General features: G+C 65.5%; 14 protein-coding genes. 7 read left to right on the top strand and 7 right to left on the bottom strand.

All coding sequences use genetic code 11. From position 1 onward, the window contains the following. Complete coding sequence (locus ACMV18_RS07885) at positions 1-1,593, top strand: GMC oxidoreductase (protein ID WP_420817380.1); 1,593 nt, start codon at positions 1-3, stop codon at positions 1,591-1,593. Positions 1,594-1,602: 9 nt separating this feature from the next. On the opposite strand, the gene ACMV18_RS07880 is transcribed toward ACMV18_RS07885, so the two are convergent. From ACMV18_RS07880 to ACMV18_RS07865, 4 genes are all read right to left on the bottom strand, one after another. Next, positions 1,603-4,419 carry an ATP-binding protein gene (locus ACMV18_RS07880; protein WP_420817379.1) on the bottom strand — a complete coding sequence of 939 codons (2,817 nt, stop codon included), beginning with the start codon at positions 4,417-4,419 and terminating at the stop codon, positions 1,603-1,605. A gap of 5 nt (positions 4,420-4,424) precedes the next feature. Then, positions 4,425-5,204 carry a hypothetical protein gene (locus ACMV18_RS07875; RefSeq protein WP_420817378.1) on the bottom strand — a complete coding sequence of 260 codons (780 nt, stop codon included), beginning with the start codon at positions 5,202-5,204 and terminating at the stop codon, positions 4,425-4,427. Continuing rightward, complete coding sequence (locus ACMV18_RS07870) at positions 5,201-6,604, bottom strand: hypothetical protein (RefSeq protein ID WP_420817377.1); 1,404 nt, start codon at positions 6,602-6,604, stop codon at positions 5,201-5,203. Before ACMV18_RS07870 ends, ACMV18_RS07875 begins: the two co-directional genes overlap by 4 nt. An 81-nt stretch (positions 6,605-6,685) precedes the next feature. After that, positions 6,686-9,205, bottom strand: a complete 2,520-nt coding sequence (locus ACMV18_RS07865) for a chemotaxis protein CheW (protein ID WP_420817376.1) — start codon at positions 9,203-9,205, stop codon at positions 6,686-6,688. A gap of 188 nt (positions 9,206-9,393) precedes the next feature. Here ACMV18_RS07865 and ACMV18_RS07860 point away from each other — a divergent pair, with 188 nt between their 5' ends. From ACMV18_RS07860 to ACMV18_RS07840, 5 genes are all read left to right on the top strand, one after another. After that, positions 9,394-10,332, top strand: a complete 939-nt coding sequence (locus ACMV18_RS07860; RefSeq protein WP_374259182.1) for a 1-phosphofructokinase family hexose kinase — start codon at positions 9,394-9,396, stop codon at positions 10,330-10,332. Positions 10,333-10,369: 37 nt separating this feature from the next. Then, entirely contained in the window at positions 10,370-11,545 is a 1,176-nt protein-coding gene (locus ACMV18_RS07855) for a methyltransferase (protein ID WP_420817375.1), read from the top strand. A 93-nt stretch (positions 11,546-11,638) separates the two neighbouring features. After that, entirely contained in the window at positions 11,639-11,950 is a 312-nt protein-coding gene (locus tag ACMV18_RS07850) for a hypothetical protein (RefSeq protein ID WP_374259184.1), read from the top strand. 22 nt (positions 11,951-11,972) lie between these two features. After that, the gene (locus ACMV18_RS07845) at positions 11,973-12,908 is read left to right on the top strand and encodes an alpha/beta hydrolase (RefSeq protein WP_420817374.1); all 936 of its coding nucleotides are present in this window, start codon (positions 11,973-11,975) and stop codon (positions 12,906-12,908) included. A gap of 64 nt (positions 12,909-12,972) precedes the next feature. Then, a complete protein-coding gene (locus tag ACMV18_RS07840; protein ID WP_374259186.1) occupies positions 12,973-13,161 on the top strand; it encodes a hypothetical protein in 189 nt (62 codons plus the stop codon). Between the two features lie 30 nt (positions 13,162-13,191). On the opposite strand, the gene ACMV18_RS07835 is transcribed toward ACMV18_RS07840, so the two are convergent. Continuing rightward, the gene (locus tag ACMV18_RS07835; protein WP_420817373.1) at positions 13,192-15,885 is read right to left on the bottom strand and encodes a GNAT family N-acetyltransferase; all 2,694 of its coding nucleotides are present in this window, start codon (positions 15,883-15,885) and stop codon (positions 13,192-13,194) included. Between the two features lie 4 nt (positions 15,886-15,889). Then, the gene (locus ACMV18_RS07830) at positions 15,890-16,816 is read right to left on the bottom strand and encodes a histone deacetylase family protein (RefSeq protein WP_420817372.1); all 927 of its coding nucleotides are present in this window, start codon (positions 16,814-16,816) and stop codon (positions 15,890-15,892) included. A gap of 187 nt (positions 16,817-17,003) precedes the next feature. Between ACMV18_RS07830 and ACMV18_RS07825 the strand changes: the two genes are divergently transcribed. Further along, positions 17,004-17,465, top strand: coding sequence for a hypothetical protein (locus ACMV18_RS07825; protein WP_420817371.1), 462 nt, complete (start codon positions 17,004-17,006; stop codon positions 17,463-17,465). Here the strand turns inward: ACMV18_RS07825 and ACMV18_RS07820 are convergent. After that, the gene (locus tag ACMV18_RS07820) at positions 17,459-18,277 is read right to left on the bottom strand and encodes a class I SAM-dependent methyltransferase (protein WP_420817369.1); all 819 of its coding nucleotides are present in this window, start codon (positions 18,275-18,277) and stop codon (positions 17,459-17,461) included. The genes ACMV18_RS07825 and ACMV18_RS07820 overlap by 7 nt on opposite strands. Between the last annotated feature and the right edge of the window lie 89 nt (positions 18,278-18,366).

The following is an 18,366-nucleotide window of genomic DNA, read 5'->3' as shown; positions in this document are numbered from 1 at the left end:
ATGCACGACGTGGATTGCGTGGTGATCGGCTCGGGCTTTGGTGGGGCGGTCAGTGCCTTGCGGATGGCCGAAAAGGGCTATTCGGTGGTGGTGCTGGAGCAGGGCCGCCGCTTGCAGCGTGACGATGTGGTGGCGGGGGGGCGCAGCGTGCGGCGCCTGATCTGGGAGCCGGCGCTGGGCTTGCGGGGCTACTTTCGCCAATGGATTTTCCCGGATGTGGCCGTGGTGGGCGGGGTGGCCGTGGGTGGGGGCAGTCAGGTGTTTGCCGGCGTGTTGTTGCGTCCGTCGGAGGCCACGTTTGCGTCACCCGATTGGCCGCGCACCGAGCGGGACTGGCATCAGGCCTTGCGCACCCACTACGACACGGCCGAGCGGATGCTCGGTGGCGCGCCCAATCCGGCGCGCGGGCTTCAGGACGCCTTGTTGCGCGACACGGCGCAAGCCATGCAAGCCGATGGCAGCTTTGGCGGTATCGCGTCGCAGGCGATTTATTTCGGGCAGCACGGCGAGGGTGTCGATCCGTTTTTTGGCGGTGAGGGGCCCCGGCGGGCCGGGTGTCGACACTGCGGTGAATGCCTGTCGGCCTGCCAGCATGGTGCCAAAAACAGCCTGGATCTGAACTATCTGCATCTGGCCGAGCAGCAGGGCGCGCGCATCGTGTCCGACACCCGGGTGACCGACATCGTGCCGCAGGCCGATGGGCGATACCGGGTGGTGGTGCAGGGGCCCGCGGGGCGCGCGGACCATGTCGCCAGCAAGGTGATCGTGTCTGCGGGCGTGGTGGGGACCGTGTCGCTGCTGTCGCATTGTCGGGATGTGACGCGGACCTTGCCCTCGCTGCCGCGTGCGCTGGGTCAGCGGGTGCGCACCAACAGTGAGTCCATCGTGGGCGTGCTGTTGCCCAAAGGCCAGATCGCCAATCAGGATGGTGCCGCCATCACCACCCATTTCTACCCGGATGCGCGCACCCACATCACGCAAAACCGATTCCCGTCGAGCTTTGCGTACATGCGATGGACCTGTGGTCCGCTGGTGGCGGCAGACACGCCGCGCGCACGTCGCTGGAAAACCTTGCTCGCGATGGTTCGGCCGCCCGGGCGGGTGTGGCGAAACTGGGCGGCGACAGACTGGCCGGCACGGGCCGTGATGTTGACGGTCATGCAGAACGTGGACACGCAACTGGCGCTGGTGCGCAAGCGGCATCCGCTGATGCCGTGGCGCACGCGGCTCACCACCCAGCGGGACGCCGGGACACCGCATTCACTGGCCTTCATTCCGCAGGCGCTGCAGGCGGCCCAGCATCTGGCGCAGGTCAGTGGGGGCGAGGCCATTTGTCCCTTGCTGGAAAGCGTGGGCAACAAAGCCGTGACGGCCCACATCCTCGGTGGCGCGGTGGTGGCCGATGGCCCGGACCGTGGCGTGATCGATGCCCGCCATGAGGTGTTCGGCTACCCCGGGCTGTATGTCGTCGATGGCTCGGCGGTGCCTGCCAACTTGGGCGTCAATCCCAGTTTGACCATCACGGCGATGGCCGAGAGGGCCATGAGCCTGATGCCCGCCAAGGCGCCGTCACAGGGGCGCGCCGGCCCCTGAGTTGGGGTGTCAGATGACGTCGGCGGGCGGGCGACGCTGCAGCACGCCAATCGGGGGCGCCCAGCGTGCGCCCTTGGGCTTTTTGGCCGTGACCAGGGTGACGTCGGCGGGCTCAAACACCTCGACGTTGTGCGTGATCGGGGTGGTCAGCACGTACTGCGCCCGCGTGGAGCGCAGGAAGTGGCCCACCAACTGGATGTTGCGCACGTCCAGGTGGGCGAAGGGTTCGTCGATGAAGACGAAGCCGCCCGGGGTTTCGTCGTCCTTCATCAGGCCCACCAGCAGGATCAGGGACTTGATCACCTGCTGACCGCCTGAGGCCTCGCCATCGTTGAGGCCGATGCTGCCCTTGCCATCGAAGTTGAAGTGAACCTTCAGCTCGGCCTGACGCAGCACGGTGTCGTCGCCTTCCAGGTGCGGCAGCTCGGCGTTGACTTCGACGCCCGCCAGGTGCCCCAGCTCGGTGATGTTCTTGCGGTAGCGCCGCACGGTGACCTTGAGCACGTCGGTGTAGCGAGCGCGGGCGTTGTCCACGGCGATGGCTGCGGCCACGTTGGCGGCCTTGCGCTGGTTGAGCTCGTCTTCCTGACGCAGCACGTTGGCATTCATCAGCGTGAGCTGCTCGATCACGGTGGGGTCGGTTTCCCACTTGCCTTCGGTCAGTTCGCGCTCGACCGCTTCGGCCCGCAGGCGGGCCTGCGTGACGTTGCCGTACTTGCCTTGCATCTCGGCGATGCGGGTGGGCTCACGCCAGCGTCGTGGCAATTGCAGTTTCACTTCGCGCGACATGAGGGCCTGCGCCATGATGTCGTCGAAGCGGATCTGCCATTCGCGCTCGTGCTGGGCGCTTCGGCTCTCGAGGTGAGCCAGTCGTTCCTGCGCCTGCTTGTACGCATGTTGCGCGTTGGTCTGCTCGACCAGGGCGCGCTTGAGTTGGGTCTCGGCCTGTTGCCAGCGTTCGCCGGCATCCACGCGTGCTTGCTTGAGCACGGGCAGCTGGCGACGGGCTTCGCCAAATTCGGCTTCGCGCTCGGCCAGTTCGGCTGCGGCGGTGAAGCCCTTGGCGGCTTGGCGGGCGTCTTGCAACTGACGATCGAAGAAAGCCTGATCGCGCACCAGTCGGGTCATCTCTTCGTCGAGCTGCGCCAGACGGCCTTCGATGGACTGGCGTCGTGTCGCGATGGCGGTGGCGCCAAACTGATGCTGGCTGGGGTCGACCCAAACCGAACGGCCGCCCCGGTTGTCGCGGTGGTAGGCCTCGGGGGTGATCCATTCGCACCCCACCTTGACGCCGGCGTCGGTACTGGCGACACGTCGGATGTTGCCCAACTGACGCAAGAGCCAGTGCGGGGCAGGGGCCGAGAAGTTCAGCACCGCCAGCAGGCTGTCGGTATCGGGCTTGGTGGGGGCGTCTTCGGCGTCGGCCACGATGTAGTGACGGAAACGCTCTTTCTCCGCCAGGGCCATGGCTTGCGCTTCTTGCCCGGACTTGGCCAGCACCACGACCCAGCGGCTGCCGCGCAGCACGCCTTCGGCTGCCGCACGCCATTTCTCATCGGTGATCTCGATGATGTCGGCGATCAGGTGGTGGGCAATGCCCGCTTCGTCGAGCACACGGCGGAAGCGCTGCACCTCGGGTGGGGGGGGCGCCTGGCGCTGGCCCTTGAGTGCGTCGTAGGCACGCTGGGCGTCGTCGCGCTGGTCTTTCAGGCGCTGCCATTGTGTGGACAGCTTCTGTTTGTGTTCGCTCAGTTCGGCAATGCGCAGCGTGAGCTTCTCGCCGTCGCCTTCGACCACGGCCAGGCCTTGCAGTTCGTCGGCACGCTTGACCAGGGCTTCGACCGGGCGTTCGGCGTCGCGGGCTTCTTCTTGCAGTCGTCGTGCGGTGCGGACCTGGGCTTCGAGGTCTTCGACCCGTGCGGCGGCCTCAGTCTGGTCTTGCAGGCGTTGCAGCAGGTCGGACTTGACCTGGCTGTGCTGGCGACGGTCGTCGGCGGACTGCAGACGTTGACGATGCAGTTCGCGCAGTTTGTTCGCGAGGGACTTGCGCGTTTCGTGGCTGGCCAGCACCGGCACGACTTCGGTGGCCAGGGTTTCACGCTCCTGACACTTGAGTTCGTACTGGCGATAAAGGTTGACGCGCGATTCGAGTTCGGCGCGCTGGGCCTTGCCGTGGGAGAGTTCGCGCTCGGCGCCTTCCACTTCCTGCAGCAGTTGCTTTTGGTGGGTGCGGGCTTCGTCGTAACGGTCGAGCACATCCTGGTCGCCGAACACGTCGAAGACCAGGCGCAGCAATTCCTTCGGGCTGTATTCGCACAGGCGGTCGGTCTGACCTTGTTCCAGGGCCAGCACCTTGGCGATGGCGCGCGACAGGCCGGCACCTTCCAGACGCTTGCGCCAGTTGTCGATGCCGAGCCACTCGCGGTCGCCCCGCTCGATCAGTTGTTCGATGCTGACATCGCCTTCCACCATGAGGTAGCGGCGTGTCCAGTCGCCGCCGTTGCGGTCGATGCGGCAGGCCAGGGTGACCACGTCGCTGTACAGCAGGCAGCGGGCAAAGGGCCGGTTGGAGGACTGGCGGTTGCGGGGACGGTTGTCGACGGTGGCGCGCAGCCAGGCGCTGTCGGCGTTGGCGTGGCGGGCGTAGGTCTTGTAGTTGCGGCCGCCTGAGCAGTCCAGGCCCAGCAGGGTGCGCATGGCATCGAGCAGGGTGGTCTTGCCAGAGCCGTTGGGCCCGGCCACGGTGATGATGGACCCGTCCAGTGGCAGGGTCAGGCGCTGGCAGTAGTCCCAGTGCAGTAGTTCGAGGCTTTGCAGGTGAAACATCGGGATCAGGCCTCGTGGGGGGCATCAGGGGCTGGGGGCTCGGCGTCGCTGGCCAGCAGCGCGGCGTCTTCGGCCAGTTCGTCGTCGTCCGGCAGTTCTTCCAGCGGGGGCTGGGTCAGGGCCAGGGGCAGGTTGCCGGCCAGTTGTTTGGCCTGGGCCAGCACGTCACCCAGGGCGCCTTGCAGGATGCGCTGCGACAGCGCGTCGTAGTCCAGCAGCAGGTCCAGCAGCGGGCCTTCGGCAATGTCTTCGCCCTTGCGCACGATGAAACCGTGGTTTTCGAGGCGCTTGAGGTTGGCGTCCATGCGGGTCTTTTTGCCCAGTTGCACGCCAAAGTCGGCCAGCAAGGCGCGGTACGACACCAGGGGGCTGACGCTGGCGGCCGTGGGCAGCGGCTTGTCTTTGCCGAACATGTCGTTTTGCGTGTCCCCGTGGGCGCTGGCCGCACGGGCTTGCTGGCGCTCGCGCTTGGGCAGCACGATGAGCGACCACAGCACGACCAGTAAGGACACGGCGTCGCGTGGCAGGTCGATGTTGTTGTGGCTGTTGAGGCCCGACTCGCCGAACACGGCGGTTTCGGCCGGCCGCAGCAGGGCGACGCTGACGTGGTCAGCGTAGAGGTTGTCGATCAGGCGCAGTCCCACCTGGGCCAGACGGTCCTGGGTGGCGGCCCAGAGGTCGGCGTCGATCAGGGCGCGTTTGACCTTGGGGTGCTGGCGGGGCAGCCAGCGGCGTGCCAAGAGTTCGGCGGCCAGCAGGGCCGCGTCATCCATGTGTGAGCTCATGCGTCGGAAGCGGTGTCTTCAACAGGGCGGGGACTGATCAGGCCTTCGCTGATCAGGGCCACAGCCTCGTCGGTGGTCGATACGTGGCGAGGGGTGAGTTGCCATTGCCAAGGTGCGCGGGCGAGGTCGCCCGTGGTGCCTTTGAGCGTTTGCGCCTGCGCATCGCCCAGCAAGGGCATGAGTTGCAGGCGGTACGCGGCTTGGGCAAAACGTCCCCCCAGGATGGCTTCGTGCAAGGGGCGGCTGCCCGGGGGCGGGGCCGCTTCATCGGTGGGATCGGTTTGGGGCGGCAGTTCGGCGAGATGCTGGGACCAGTTGCCCAACAGGTCGATCAGCGCCGAGAGTTCGCCGGGCAGGCTCAGGGTGTCGAGTTGGCCGGCTGCCGCTTCACTGGGCGGTGGCAGGCCGACGCTGCGCTCGGGATCGGGCCGGTCGCGCTCGAATTCGCCTTCGGTGACGTCGATCAGGTCGTGCTGGCTGACGAAAACCGGGCGCACGGGCACCGACAGGGCATCGCCCAGCAGCTCATAGAGCGCCGGGTGGGCTTGCAGCCAGGACCGCACATCAGACGTGGTCAGGCCCGTGGAGCCCAGTGTGACGCGCTGGCGGTCAGCTTGCTGCAGGGCGCGCGTGAACTGGCTGGCCATGGCCAGCAGGCGGGCTTGCTCCTGACCGATGGCGCGGGCTTCGCGCTCCAGTCGGGGGTCTTCGTGCTCGGCGCGGATCAGCGCCGTCAGGGCCTGACCGGCGCGGTCGACCAGTTGCAGCGCCCGGTCAAAGCGCGGTTGCGCAGCACGCAGGCGGGCTTCGGAACCGCTGGCAATGGCTTCGGCAAATTCGTCGTGCAGGCGCGCCAGCGAGGCGTGCAGGTGCCGCAACTGGTTGGCGTTGACCAGTCCCAGTTGCTGGGCACCGGCCACTTGCGCCAGCAGCGGGGCCAGGTCGTCTTCGGCGTCGTCGGACGGGGGCGGTGCGGTCAGTGGCGTCAGCAGGCTGTGCACCTGCTGGGCCAGGGCGGTGAGCTGGTAGTCGAGGGCCGAGGCGTCCCAGCTCAGCAGGTTGAGGTCGCGCAGGCGCTTGAGCACGGTCTCGAGTGCGTCGGGCCAGACGGCGTGGAACAGCTGGTGGATGTCTTCACGCGACAGGCGGGCTTGTGGCTGGCAGGCCAGCTCCATGAAGCACCACAGGCGCAACTGCACCATGGCCGCCGGGCCATGGAAAAGACCCCGCAAGGCTTCGAGCAGCTCGGCGCGACGGGTCAATGCCCAGGCCAGCGCTTGCAGGGGGGCAAATTCGGGGTCGCGGAAGTAGCTGTCGAAGCTGGGGTTGTCGGGCGGCTCGACAGGCGCGGTGTGGCTGGTGTCCAGGCGCGGCGTGTCGGAGGGGAACGCTTCGGTCATCCCGCCATTTTGCCGGATGCCACCGGCTCCGGACGCCCCCTGACGGACGGTTTGCACAGGGGGATGTCCGGAGCGCCGATTTCAGCGGTCCATGATTTGCGTTTCGAGCTTCAATCGGGCCGCCAGGGCCACGGGGTCGAGCAACTGGATGAGCAATTTGCCGGCATTGGCGCGGATGAGGTGGCTGACCAGGCCTTGTGCCGCCCCCATGGCAGGGGCGGACGAGAGTTGGTTGTTCTCAAAGGCGGGCACGGCGTGCAGGTCGCCGACCAGCAGCCCCACCTCCATGTCGCCTTGCCGCAGCACGATGACTTGGGCGCCACGGTCCTCGCAGCGGGGCAGGCCCATCAGGGTGAACAGGTCGAACACCCACAGGTATTTGACGATTCGGCCTTCGCGCTGACGGGCCAGCATGCCGATGCGGTGTTGCGAGCCCTCCAGCGTCAGACGCTTGAGTTCGGTGGCGGGCAGGGCCTCGACCACGGCGGCTGCGGGCAAGGCAAACAGACTGTCATCCACAAAGAAAGTGGCGTACTGGTCGCAGTGCGACAGCATCTTGCGCTCCAGCTGGGCGGCTTCGCGGCGCCGCGCGGGTGTCAGCTGGGCGGTGCGGACCTCGCCGAGCGGCCAGTAGCAGACGGCCAGGACGTCGTTGTGATAGCCGTCGGTGACCTTGTATTCGCGGTACCCGTTGGAGACGCAGGCGGCCATGACGACGTATTGATCGTCGCGGATCACGACGCGGGCCAGGCTTTGGCCCTTTTCCAGCTTGAGCAAGTCGGGGGGCAGGGCGAAGCGCGAGCCAATCGGCAGCGTCGCATCGGTGCTGGACAGCACCGCGCCATTGCGATCCAGGTAGACCGCCTGAGAGGCCGCTTGCTGCGGCAGACCGTCTTTCAGCATGGCCTTGAATTCGATCTCCGCGTCGAACACGATGCCGATGCCGCCCACCACTTGCTGGTCATGTGGGTCACGGATGGCTGCGTGGTACACGTAAGTGGGGCGATCCCCATACAGGGCGCAGGGCTCGAAGGCGCTCACGTGGTAGTCCTGCTGGTCTCTCAGCGCCAAGGTGCTGGCCAGCGCCGCATCGTCGATGCGCTGGCCCAGGACGGACACGCCTTCCGCATCGGTGGGCTTGGAGGCTGCCACGATCTGTCCGTAGCGGTCGTAGACCACCAACTGGGTGTACACGGTGTAAAGCCCGTTGATGTAGGCCAGGATCTGCTGGATGTGCTGGGCGTCGGCAGTGCTCAGCGAGGGCGCGGACAGGGCTTGCTGCAGCGTGGGGGTCATGGCCCACCAGCGGCAGTCGTTGGCGCGCTCGTACAGGTTGCGATCGAGCAGGTCAACCATCAGTCGTGCTGTGAAGTCAGCCGACTCCAGGTTGGAGGCCAATGCGGCGTCGTACAGGTCGCGGATGGATTGGGCAAACACCGCATTGCTGCGCGCGCCGTTGTCGCTGATCTGCCCGAGCACCGACTTCAGGGCGCGCAGGTCGCGTTGATCGCCGGCCGCCATGACTTCGCCGTTCCACACCACCCGACGCACGGTTTCGGCCGTCTGGATGATTTCGAACAGTGGGGGGCAGAACGTGGCGGCGTGTGACAACAGGCCTTCGGCAATGACTTCGTCGAGTTGCGCCAGGATGCCAGGGCCTTCCCGGTCAAAGGCCACCTCCAGGGGCACCATAACCTGACCCTGCCAGCCTTTGGGGCCCGGGTAGCCTTGGTAGCCCTTGGCGGCAAAGGTCTGGGTCAGGTACTTGCGGCCCGCATGGATGCACAGGTCGGCCTGACCCGAGCGGTTCACCGGCATTTTGGTGCCGCGCGGCACCCAGCCCTCGTCCGCGCTGGCCAGCACGCGGTTGTGTTCGTCGAGCAGCAGGATGTTGCAGCGGCCTTCTTCGCGGTGTCGGGCAGCGAAGATGCCTTCCATTTCGGTGTTGAAGCCGAAGACCAGGCACAGCACGCCCACCACCGAGCCCGTGTGGGGGTGCAGCATGCGGTGTGAGTAGATCAGGGCCGGTTGCCCGCCGGGGCGCAGGTCGCTGGGGCGGAAGGTCTCGACGTAGCCTTCGCTGTCCATCGTGGCCCGGATCAGCGGATCATGGCTGCCTTCGATGGGCGACTGCGGGTCGATGTGTGCCAGCACGGCCCCCTTGGGGTCCAGCAGGATGATTTCGTCGTAAACGGTGTACTTGTCGCGGTAAGCACGCAGGCGGTCCACGGCGGCGGCGCGGTCGGTGCGCAGGCCGGCGGCGTATTCGCACAGCTCGTGGTCGGTGGCGAGGAAGCCCACATCCGCCGTGCGTTCGTAAAGGTTGCGCACCACGATGTCGATCACATCGCGCGCTTGGGTGCCGACTTCCGCCATCACGTTGTCGACGCGCTGGCGCACCAGACTGACCACGAGGTCTTTTTCCAGACTCTCAAAACCCTGGCGGGTGGCAGCAATCATGGGCAGCAGGCCGCTGGCATCGTCGCCGCAGTTCATCTCAGCCATCGCCTCGATGGCGCGCCACATCAAATTAAGCTCTCTCAGGGAGCTTTCGCAGCGCACCACGTCGCGCATGTAGGGGAGAAAGTTGTCGATGTTCATGGCGGGAGCCCGGTGGTTCATGCGGCTCTATCGAGCAAGAGCCGCGCCCGCTTGATGGCGTTCATTCACGGAAAAGAGGACGGAGTGTGGCCTAGTACCGAAGATTGCAGAATGCATGCAATCGTGGCGCGTGAAGACCGGGCCGCCATTCGTCTTAGGATGTGCTCATCCTCACGTTTTGAGTTTGTATGAGCCAGATCCTGACCTTGACCATGAACCCGGCGCTGGACATCTCCACGTCGATTGACCGTGTGCGGCCCGTGCACAAGCTGCGTTGTGGGGAGGCGCAGTGGCATCCAGGGGGAGGCGGGATCAATGTGGCTCGTGTCTTGCACCGTCTTGGTGCGGATGTGCGAGCGGTGTATCCCGCCGGCGGCGCCATCGGTCAGACCTTGAGCCGTTTGCTGGCCGAAGAGGGCGTGGCGGCCGAGGTGGTGCCCATTGCAGGCGACACCCGCGAGAGTTTTTCTGCGCACGAGACCTCGTCCGGGCAGGATTTCCGTTTCGTGTTGCCCGGCCCGACCTTGAGCGAAGCCGAATGGCAGCAGTGCCTGGATGCCGTCACCGCCCGTGTGACGGCCGGAAGTTGGGTGGTGCTCAGTGGCGGGTTGCCTCCGGGCGTGCCGGCGGATTTTTATGCCCAGGTGGCCCACCATGTCCGGCGCGTGGGCGGGTGTCTGGTGCTGGATTCCAACGGCGCGGCGCTGGCGCAAACGCTGGCCCAAGGGGTGTACCTGGTCAAGCCCAGCCTGCGGGAGCTCTCGGAGTTGACGGGTGCGCCCTTGCCAGATGAGGCGGCGCAAGTGGCCGCAGCGCGGGCCGTGATCGACGCCGGTCAAGCCCAGATCGTGGCCGTGTCCTTGGGTGAAGAGGGGGCCATGCTGATCACCGCCGACTACGCCCTGCGCGCACCAGCCTTGACCGTGAAGGTGGCCAGCACCATCGGTGCGGGCGACAGTTTCGTGGGCGGGCTGGTGTGGGCCCTGTCGCAAGGGCACCCTGTGGCCGAGGCCTTCCGCTATGCCATGGCCACCAGCGCAGCGGCGTTGCTGTCGAGTGGCACGGCCCTGTGTGATCCGGGGGATGTCGCGCGCCTGCACGAGCAGGTCCAGATCCGGATGATCTGATCGCCCCAGGGGTGGAGGGCGCTAACATGCGCGTCTGATGAGCGCATTCCCCACCCTCCACTGGACCGATCACCACGGCCAGACTTGTTCGGCCCGTTGGCGCAGTGAGTCAGGGGTGCCTGCGCCCCGGCGCGTCATGCAGGTCGATGACCAGACGCCTGCCGACACCGCCTACCGCCTGGCCTGTGAAGGCACGGCTTTGCTGTGGCAGGGCGATTTTCACAATGGACGGCAATTGCTGCAGGCCTTGGCCCGCCGCATGGACAAGCGCGCAGCCGCGGGGCGACGCACGTCATCGCGTGAGGCCCCCACCGGGCCTGCGCAGGCATTTCACCTGCACCGCAAGCGGCAGGCCGAGCGTGCACGCACGCTGGGCATGTTGTTGATCCCGGTGTCCGCGGGGCACCTGATTCCTTTGCGTCGTGCGCCGGATGTCGCCCTGGCCTGTCAGGAAGCCTATGGCGAGGCCCAGGAAGACTACGTCATCGCCCTGCGTGAGTTGCAAGGTCTCATCGGTGCGCACGAGTGGCGCAAAAAAGGCGTACCGGTGCCCGCGCTGGGCGCCGCGATTCATCCGCATTACGGTGTGTTTTCGCCCGTGCGGGGCGAGTACCTCGACCTGATGAAACAGGCCCCGCTGCCAGCGGCTTTGGCGCCAAACAGTCGCGCCTACGACATCGGTACCGGCACCGGCGTGCTCGCGGCCATCCTGGCCCAACGTGGGGTGCAGCATGTGGTCGCCACCGACATGGCGCCGCGCGCCTTGGCTTGCGCGCACGACAACCTGTCGCGATTGGGGCTGACCGCGCAGGTCACCCTGCAGCAAACCGACCTGTTCCCGCCGGGGCAGGTGCCCCTGATCGTCTGCAATCCGCCATGGGTGCCCGCGCGGCCCAACTCATCGGTTGAGCAGGCGGTGTACGACCCCGACAGCCAGATGCTCAAAGGCTTCCTGGCCGGGCTGGCATCGCACCTCAGCGCGGGCGGCGAGGGTTGGCTGATCCTGTCGGATCTGGCCGAACATCTGGGCTTGCGCAGTCGCGAGGACCTGCTGCAGTGGATCGACCAGGCCGGGCTGCAGGTGGCGGGTCGCCTGGACATCCGACCTCGCCACGGGAAGGCGTACGATCCACAAGATCCCTTGCATGCTGCACGTGCCGCAGAAGTCACCTCTTTGTGGCGCCTGACACCCAAGCCTGTCGCAGGACCTTGATCGGCTCGTGCCAGAATCCGCCCCCTTGAACTTGATTCGGACTCGCGTGCGAGTCCCTCTTACCGGCTCAAATCTGAGCAGAAAGCGTTTGCCGTGGACCTGAAAGTGCCCATCACCATCATCGACGAACTCAGCGAGGACGAGATCCAGTCCACGGGCCTGCTGGACATGGCCAGTGGCGACATCTCGAAAGTCGAATACGAAGACTACAACGTGGCCACCGAGGACCTGCCGGCCCGTCGCTCGGATTACGAGTTCACCAGCGGCATCCTGAGCAACCGTGGCAAAGACGTCGAATTCCGCATCGACGTGAACCGCACCACCGGCCAGTACTCGGTGAGCGCCAACGAACTCGAAGAGATCAAGACGCGCGCGGCCTCCTTGTTCGCCGCCAAGCCCAACTGATCTGACGATCGGAGGCGCCGAATTGCCCAGCCTGCGCAGTCATCTTCTGGTTGCCGTGCTGAAGCTGATTCGGCGCAAGCGCATCTACGCCTCGGTGGAAGGCTTGATGCGCGGCATTGCAGACGTGCGCGCCGAAGGCCCGCACCGTCCCTCTGCGGCCCTGCAGACCCGGTTGTCGATTCAACTGGATTCGCATCAGGGGCATGACGTGTACACCGTGTCCCCGCGCGATGCGGCGCCCTCATCGGCCGCGCCCGTGCTGTACTGGCATGGCGGGGCCTACGTGCGCCCCATCAACCGCTACCACTGGGACCTCATTGCCGACCTGGTGGCCCAAACCGGGCGGACCTTTGTGGTGCCTTTCTACCCGCTGGCCCCCGAGCACCCGGCCCCTCATGTGATCGCATGGGCGATGTCGCTCTGCGCCGCGTGGCAGGCACACCGGCCCACGCAGCCCTTGGCGTTCATGGGGGATTCGGCGGGCGGTGGCCTGGTCTTGGCGCTGACCCTGGCCCTGCGCGACCAAGGCCTGCCCTTGCCTGCCTCGCTGGCACTGATTTGCCCATGGGTGGATGTGCGGGTGCCGCACCCACAGGCCGAACAGACGGCCCGGATCGACCCCATGCTGGCGCTGGCGGGCGCACGGGAAGCCGGACGGCTGTATGCCGGCGAGTGGGGCATGGCCCACCCCTATGTCAGCCCCTTGCAGGCCGACCTGCGGGGCCTGCCGCCCGTGACCTTGCTCGTGGGGGCGCGAGACATCCTCTCGCACGATGCCTTGACGCTGGCCGGTCGTTTGCGCGACGCGCAGGTGCCTTTGCACCTGTCGGTGGCGCCCGGCATGGTGCACGTCTGGCCGGTGCTGCCGATCCCCGAGGCGCATCAGGCCCGAAGCTTGCTGGTGCAAAGCTTGCGCGACGACACGAACGCATCATCCAGCCCGTCTTCGTGGGCTTGATGTCACACCACGCTGCCCCCAGCTATGCGATAGTGAAGTCGTTCTCCCTGCCACAGGAGGCCGTATGCTGTTGCTCGACGAGATGCTAGACCTGCAACTCCTGACCGCGGACCAGCACCGTGACATTGGTGCGTGGGTGCGTCAGGCCCGTACGCCCGAGCGCATCTTGCAGATGCCGGCGCATTTGTGGCGCGTGCTGGAAAACGCCAGCCTGCTGCTGGACTTGGAGCCCGACGGCGCGACGCGGCACTGAAGCCGCATCGCAGGCCGCATCGGCGAGGGCTTACAGCATGTGGGTGACCAGACGGAAGTCCGGGTCATCCGGGTAGGCCTTCACCGAGAAACCCAGGCTGCGCATCAACTTGAGCATGCTCGAGTTGTTGGTCAGCACCAGCCCGATGATTTCATGCAGGCCCTTTTCACGGGCCACGTCCATGATGGCTTCCATCAGGCGAGAGCCAATGCCCTTGCCGGCCAGATCGTCGGCCACCAGCAGCGAGAACTCGCAACTGGTCTGGTCCGGGTTGGTGATGTAGCGCGACACACCAATGATTCGTTCGGTTTCCGTGATCTCGCCTTCGTCGTTGGCGTGGCGTTCTTTCACCACGGCCACCAGGGCCATCTCGCGGTCGTAGTCGATCAGCGTGAAGCGGGCCAACATCGGGGCGGGCAGCTCGTTCATGGCCGACGCAAAGCGGAAATAGCGGCTTTCGGACGACAGGCCCTGCACCAGCGCCTGCAGCATCTGCGCATCGTCTGGATGAATCGGGCGAATCGTGTACTCTCCACCCCCGCGCATGGGCAGCAACTGCTCGTAGCGCGCCGGGTAGGGCAGGATGGCCAGGTGGTTGTAATTGCTGTGGCGACCGCTGACGGCTTGTGGCGCGTTGTCGATCACGATGCGGGCATCCACCGACACGGCCCCATGCTCATCCACGATGATGGGGTTGATGTCCATCTCGCGCAGTTGCGGCAACTCGCACACCATTTCAGAGACGCGCAGCAGCAACTGCTCCAGCGCCTCCATGTCCACGGCATGGGCGCCGCGCCATTCACCGAGTGTCTCGGCCACGCGTGAGCGGTCGATCAGGCGTCGCGCCAGGAACTGGTTGAGCGGCGGCAGCTCCATCGCGCGGTCGTTGATCAGCTCGATCATGGTGCCGCCGGCACCAAACACGATCACCGGGCCAAAGGGCTCGTCGGTGACCATGCCGATGTAGATCTCGCGACCGCGGCGTGTGCGCGCCATCTTCTGCACGGTGACGCCGTTGATGCGGGCCTCTGGCTGCAGGCGCTTGACGCGCTCGATCATGTCGTTGAAGTTGTCACGCACGGCCGTGCCGTTCATGAGATTGAGCACCACGCCCTGCACATCGGACTTGTGGCTGATGTCGGGCGAGTCGATCTTCAGTGCCACCGGGAAACCCAGTTGCATGGCGATCATCATGGCCTCGCTGGCGTTGCGTGCCAGGATGGTCTCGGTCACCGGGATGTGGAAGGCCGACAGCAGCGTCTTCGACTCCATCTCGGTGAGCACCTTGCGTCGCTCGGTCAGCACGCTTTCGATGACCAGGCGTGCGCCTTCAATGTCTGGTTGAGCCAGTGCAGACAGGGGCGGTGGCGTCTGCTGCAGCAGCAACTGGTTCTGCGCGAAGTTGGCAATGTTGCCAAACGCGCCCACGGCGGCTTCAGGGGTGCGGAAGGTGGGGATGGATGCTTCTTTGAGCACGGCTCGTCCGCCGCTCACCGAGGCATCGCCCATCCAGCACGTCAGCAAGGGCTTGCCCAGGCTGCGATTGGCCTCGGCCAGCGCCTTGGCCACCTCGGCCGAGTCCACGCCAGCACGGGGCGAGAAAATCGCCAGCACGCCATCAATGTGCTTGTCCTTGGCGGCTGCGGCCACGGCCAGCTTGAAATGCTCTGGCGTGGCGTCAATCGACAGGTCGATCAAATCGGTCAGTGACGCCAATTCGGGCAGTTGCGGCTTCAGCCCCTCAGCCAGTTCGGGCGACAGCCGACCCAGCTGCAGCGAAATTTCATTGACCCAGTCGGCGGCCAGCACACCCGGCCCACCGCCGTTGGTGATGACGGCCAGGCGCTTGCCCACGGGGCGGTAGCGCGAAGCCAGGCACTTGGCGGCCGAGAACAGTTGCACGAAGGATTTCACGCGCACAGCACCGGCGCGACGCAGGGCCGCGTCGAACACATCGTCGCTGCCGACGATGGCGCTGCTGTGGGTCTGTGCCGCCTGATTGCCCTCGGGCTTGCGCCCGGCTTTGAGGATCACCACCGGCTTGGCGGTGGCAGCCGAGCGCAGCGAACTCATGAAGCGGCGGGCGTTCTGAATGCCTTCCACGTAAATGATGATGCTGTGCGTCTGGCGGTCGGCGGCCAGAAAGTCCAGCACGTCGGCGATGTCCATGTCGGTGTGCGGCCCGATCGACACCACCGAAGAAAAACCCACCGCGTTGTTGGACGCCCAGTCCAGCATGGATGCCGTGAGCGCGCCCGATTGCGACACCAGGGCCAGCGAGCCCTTGCCGGCCAGCGGTCCGGAGATGCTGGCGTTGAGCAGCGAGGGCGGCCGCTGGATGCCGGCACAGTTGGGGCCCAGCAGGTAAATGCCAGCCTCACGTGCCACCTTTTTCATCTCTTCGGCTTGCTCTGCCGTCACGCCGTTGGACAGCACCATGGCGGCCTTGCAGCCCACGCGGCCGGCCAACTCGATGGCGGGGCCCACGTCGGCCAGCGGCAGGGCGATCACGGCCAGATCGGCACGGGCTTGCGCCAGATCGGCCAGCGTGCCACTGGTTTCACGGATGTCGATGAAACGGTAGGTGCCCGTGTAGCGCTGCGCACGCAGCGCAGGGTGCAGCAGCGCGGCTTGGGGTGTCAGGCTTTCCGGGTGATCCGGTGAGCCAGCAAAGATGGCGACCGACCTCGGATCGAACAATGGGGTGAGGTAATGCTTGTCCATGGCTTCAATCTGCTCCAATCAGGGCGCGAACGTGGGCGGCTGCACTGCGAGCCAGCGGGCTCATCACGTACCCCCCCTCCAGGCAGGACACCACGCGACCTTTGCAATGCCGCCAGGCCACCGCCATGAGTTGCTGCGTGACCCAGGCGTAGTCGGCTTCGACCAGCCCCAAATTGCCCATGTCATCTTCGCGGTGCGCGTCAAAGCCCGCCGAGATGTAGATCAACTCCGGACGGAATTGATCGAGTGCGGGGATCCACTGTGTGGTGACGGCTTCACGGAAGGCCTCGCTGCCCGATCGTGTGGGCAAACCGACGTTGACCATGTTGGGCCCCACGGCCTCTTCGCCATTGAAAGGGTAGAGCCCCTTCTCGAAGATGGAGCACATCAGCACACGTTCGTCGCCCCGGAAGATGTCTTCGCTGCCATTGCCATGGTGCACGTCAAAGTCGATCAGCGCCACGCGCTGCAGACCGTGCACATCCAGGGCATGCCGGATGCCCACCGCCACATTGTTGAAGAAGCAAAAGCCCATGGTGGCGGCACGCTCGGCGTGGTGTCCGGGCGGGCGCACGCAGCAGAAGGCGCTGGCTGCCTCACCTTGGATCACCAGGTCGGTGGCCATGACGGCGGCACCCGCTGCCCGCAGTGCGGCAGGCAAGGTGAACGGGTTCATGGCGGTATCCGGATCCAGCTGGTGATAGCCTTCTTTTGGCGCAGAAGCAATCAGTTCCTGAACATACAGGGCTGAATGGGCGCGAGAAAGCTGTTCTTCCGTGGCCAATGGTGCGTCATAGGGCACCATGTAATCCAACAGCCCTTTGGTCAGCAGCATGTCATTGATGGCTGCCAGACGTTCTGGACATTCGGGGTGCTGAGCGCCCATCTCGTGGCGGGCACAGTCTGCGTGAGTGATGTACGCGGAGAGCAAGTCCAACTCCTGGTGGGAATGGGTGCAAAAGTGCTCTGAACAGTCTACGCTTTTGCCGCGGGCAAGCCTATCCAGAGTCCTCCCTGTTGCGCAATGGTGCGTGATACATGACTGGCCGCGTCAGTCATTGTGCGCACTGCGGCAACTTCGTATAGTTAAACGGAAAGAAGAACGAGAGGAGGGTGCCATGCGGATGCGGTGGTGGTTACACACGGGCGTGGTCAGTTTGCTGGCCTTGTTGGCCGTGGTCATTTTCAAGGTGTCATCTCAGCCATTGAGTGACGAGCAACTGCGTGACGTGCAAGGGCGTGAGAGCATTTTCGTGATGCCGGAGCCCACCCTGTCGACCGATGTGGTGACCCAGGCGCTCATGCGGTTTTTTGACGGACGGGTGTTTGCGCTGGACCTGTCTGCCGAGAGTTTTCAGTCGGCCTGGTTGCAAGCAGCGGGGACCACGCTGGAGGCCTCACTGTATGACGGCCGTGGTGTGACCCAGTTGATGGTGGTGGGCCCCCCGTCGGACTACACCTTCTCGGTGAATCAGGTGCTGCAACAAGTGGGTGGCCACTACAACGGCGGCAATGTGGGCGAGTTGTCCATCAACCGCCTGGACATGAGCGGGGCCCGCATCTGGGTCTGGAGTCACTGAGCGTCGACACCCAACTCCACCATGCCGTACATGGGGGTGGTGATCCATGGGCGCCAGAGCGCTTCGGTGGCTTGTCCGGTCAGCCCATAGCACTCCGATACGCTGCGTGAGGACAGCAGACGCAGGCGTGGATGGGGCGCCGTCAACTCGTCCATGCTGCGCAGGCCCCACCGAAACTCGGCCCCTGTGCGGCTGACGCTGGGGTGGTACTTGGCCATGCCAATGGCGACATGCGACATGGTGTCGAGCAGGAAGCGGGAGCCTGCGGGGGCGTGCTCGCCGAATTCCCGCAGCACGTTGGCGACCTGATCGGGCGTCAGGTACATCAACACCCCCTCACACAGCAGAAAGACGGGCTTGGCCTGCGGGCCGCTGGGCAGGCCCAGTCGCTGCCACCATCCTGGCTCCTTCAGGCAACTGCTGCCTTGGGTCTGCCGACGCGAGTGCATGGGAATCAAGGGTTGGCGCAGGGCCATCACGGCCGGCAGGTCCACATCCATCCAATGGTTGCGACCTTGATCGAACCACTGGAAATGATCGGACAGGCCACACCCCAGACAGGCGCCCAGGCTCTCGGGGTGATGCGCAAAGAAGTCCTGGCCCGCCTGCTTCAGCACCTGCGTGCGCCACAAGATGTTGAGCACGGTGGCGTGGTCACGCAGGTAGATGCTGACATCCACGTTCAGCTCGGACAGGGTGGCGGCTGCCTGCCGGTCCTGACAGGCCATCCACGGGAAACTTGCACCGCCCTGGGCACGCGCGGCCAGCGGAATCAACAAGGTGCTGGATACCGCATCCAGTGTGATGTCCATGGTCTCCTCCTGCCTCTCTCGGGCGGTAGGGCGCGACGCAGAATCGCCCTCATGTCCGTTTATGTCTGTGGTGCATATGCGTCGCATCG

The organism is Aquabacterium sp. (assembly GCF_048860245.1).
Taxonomy (GTDB): Bacteria; Pseudomonadota; Gammaproteobacteria; order Burkholderiales; family Burkholderiaceae_C; genus Aquabacterium.
The sequence above is the reverse complement of the archived record's forward strand: the minus strand, read 5'-3'. Positions and strand labels throughout refer to the sequence as shown.

Coding starts and splice junctions, on each gene's coding strand:
- ACMV18_RS07885 (WP_420817380.1), top strand. CDS start 1: ATGCACGACGTGGATTGCGTGGTGATCGGCTCGGGCTTTGGTGGGGCG.
- ACMV18_RS07840 (WP_374259186.1), top strand. CDS start 12,973: ATGCTGTTGCTCGACGAGATGCTAGACCTGCAACTCCTGACCGCGGAC.
- ACMV18_RS07835 (WP_420817373.1), bottom strand. CDS start 15,885: ATGGACAAGCATTACCTCACCCCATTGTTCGATCCGAGGTCGGTCGCC.
- ACMV18_RS07880 (WP_420817379.1), bottom strand. CDS start 4,419: ATGTTTCACCTGCAAAGCCTCGAACTACTGCACTGGGACTACTGCCAG.
- ACMV18_RS07860 (WP_374259182.1), top strand. CDS start 9,394: ATGAGCCAGATCCTGACCTTGACCATGAACCCGGCGCTGGACATCTCC.
- ACMV18_RS07825 (WP_420817371.1), top strand. CDS start 17,004: ATGCGGATGCGGTGGTGGTTACACACGGGCGTGGTCAGTTTGCTGGCC.
- ACMV18_RS07875 (WP_420817378.1), bottom strand. CDS start 5,204: ATGAGCTCACACATGGATGACGCGGCCCTGCTGGCCGCCGAACTCTTG.
- ACMV18_RS07820 (WP_420817369.1), bottom strand. CDS start 18,277: ATGGACATCACACTGGATGCGGTATCCAGCACCTTGTTGATTCCGCTG.
- ACMV18_RS07855 (WP_420817375.1), top strand. CDS start 10,370: ATGAGCGCATTCCCCACCCTCCACTGGACCGATCACCACGGCCAGACT.
- ACMV18_RS07865 (WP_420817376.1), bottom strand. CDS start 9,205: ATGAACATCGACAACTTTCTCCCCTACATGCGCGACGTGGTGCGCTGC.
- ACMV18_RS07870 (WP_420817377.1), bottom strand. CDS start 6,604: ATGACCGAAGCGTTCCCCTCCGACACGCCGCGCCTGGACACCAGCCAC.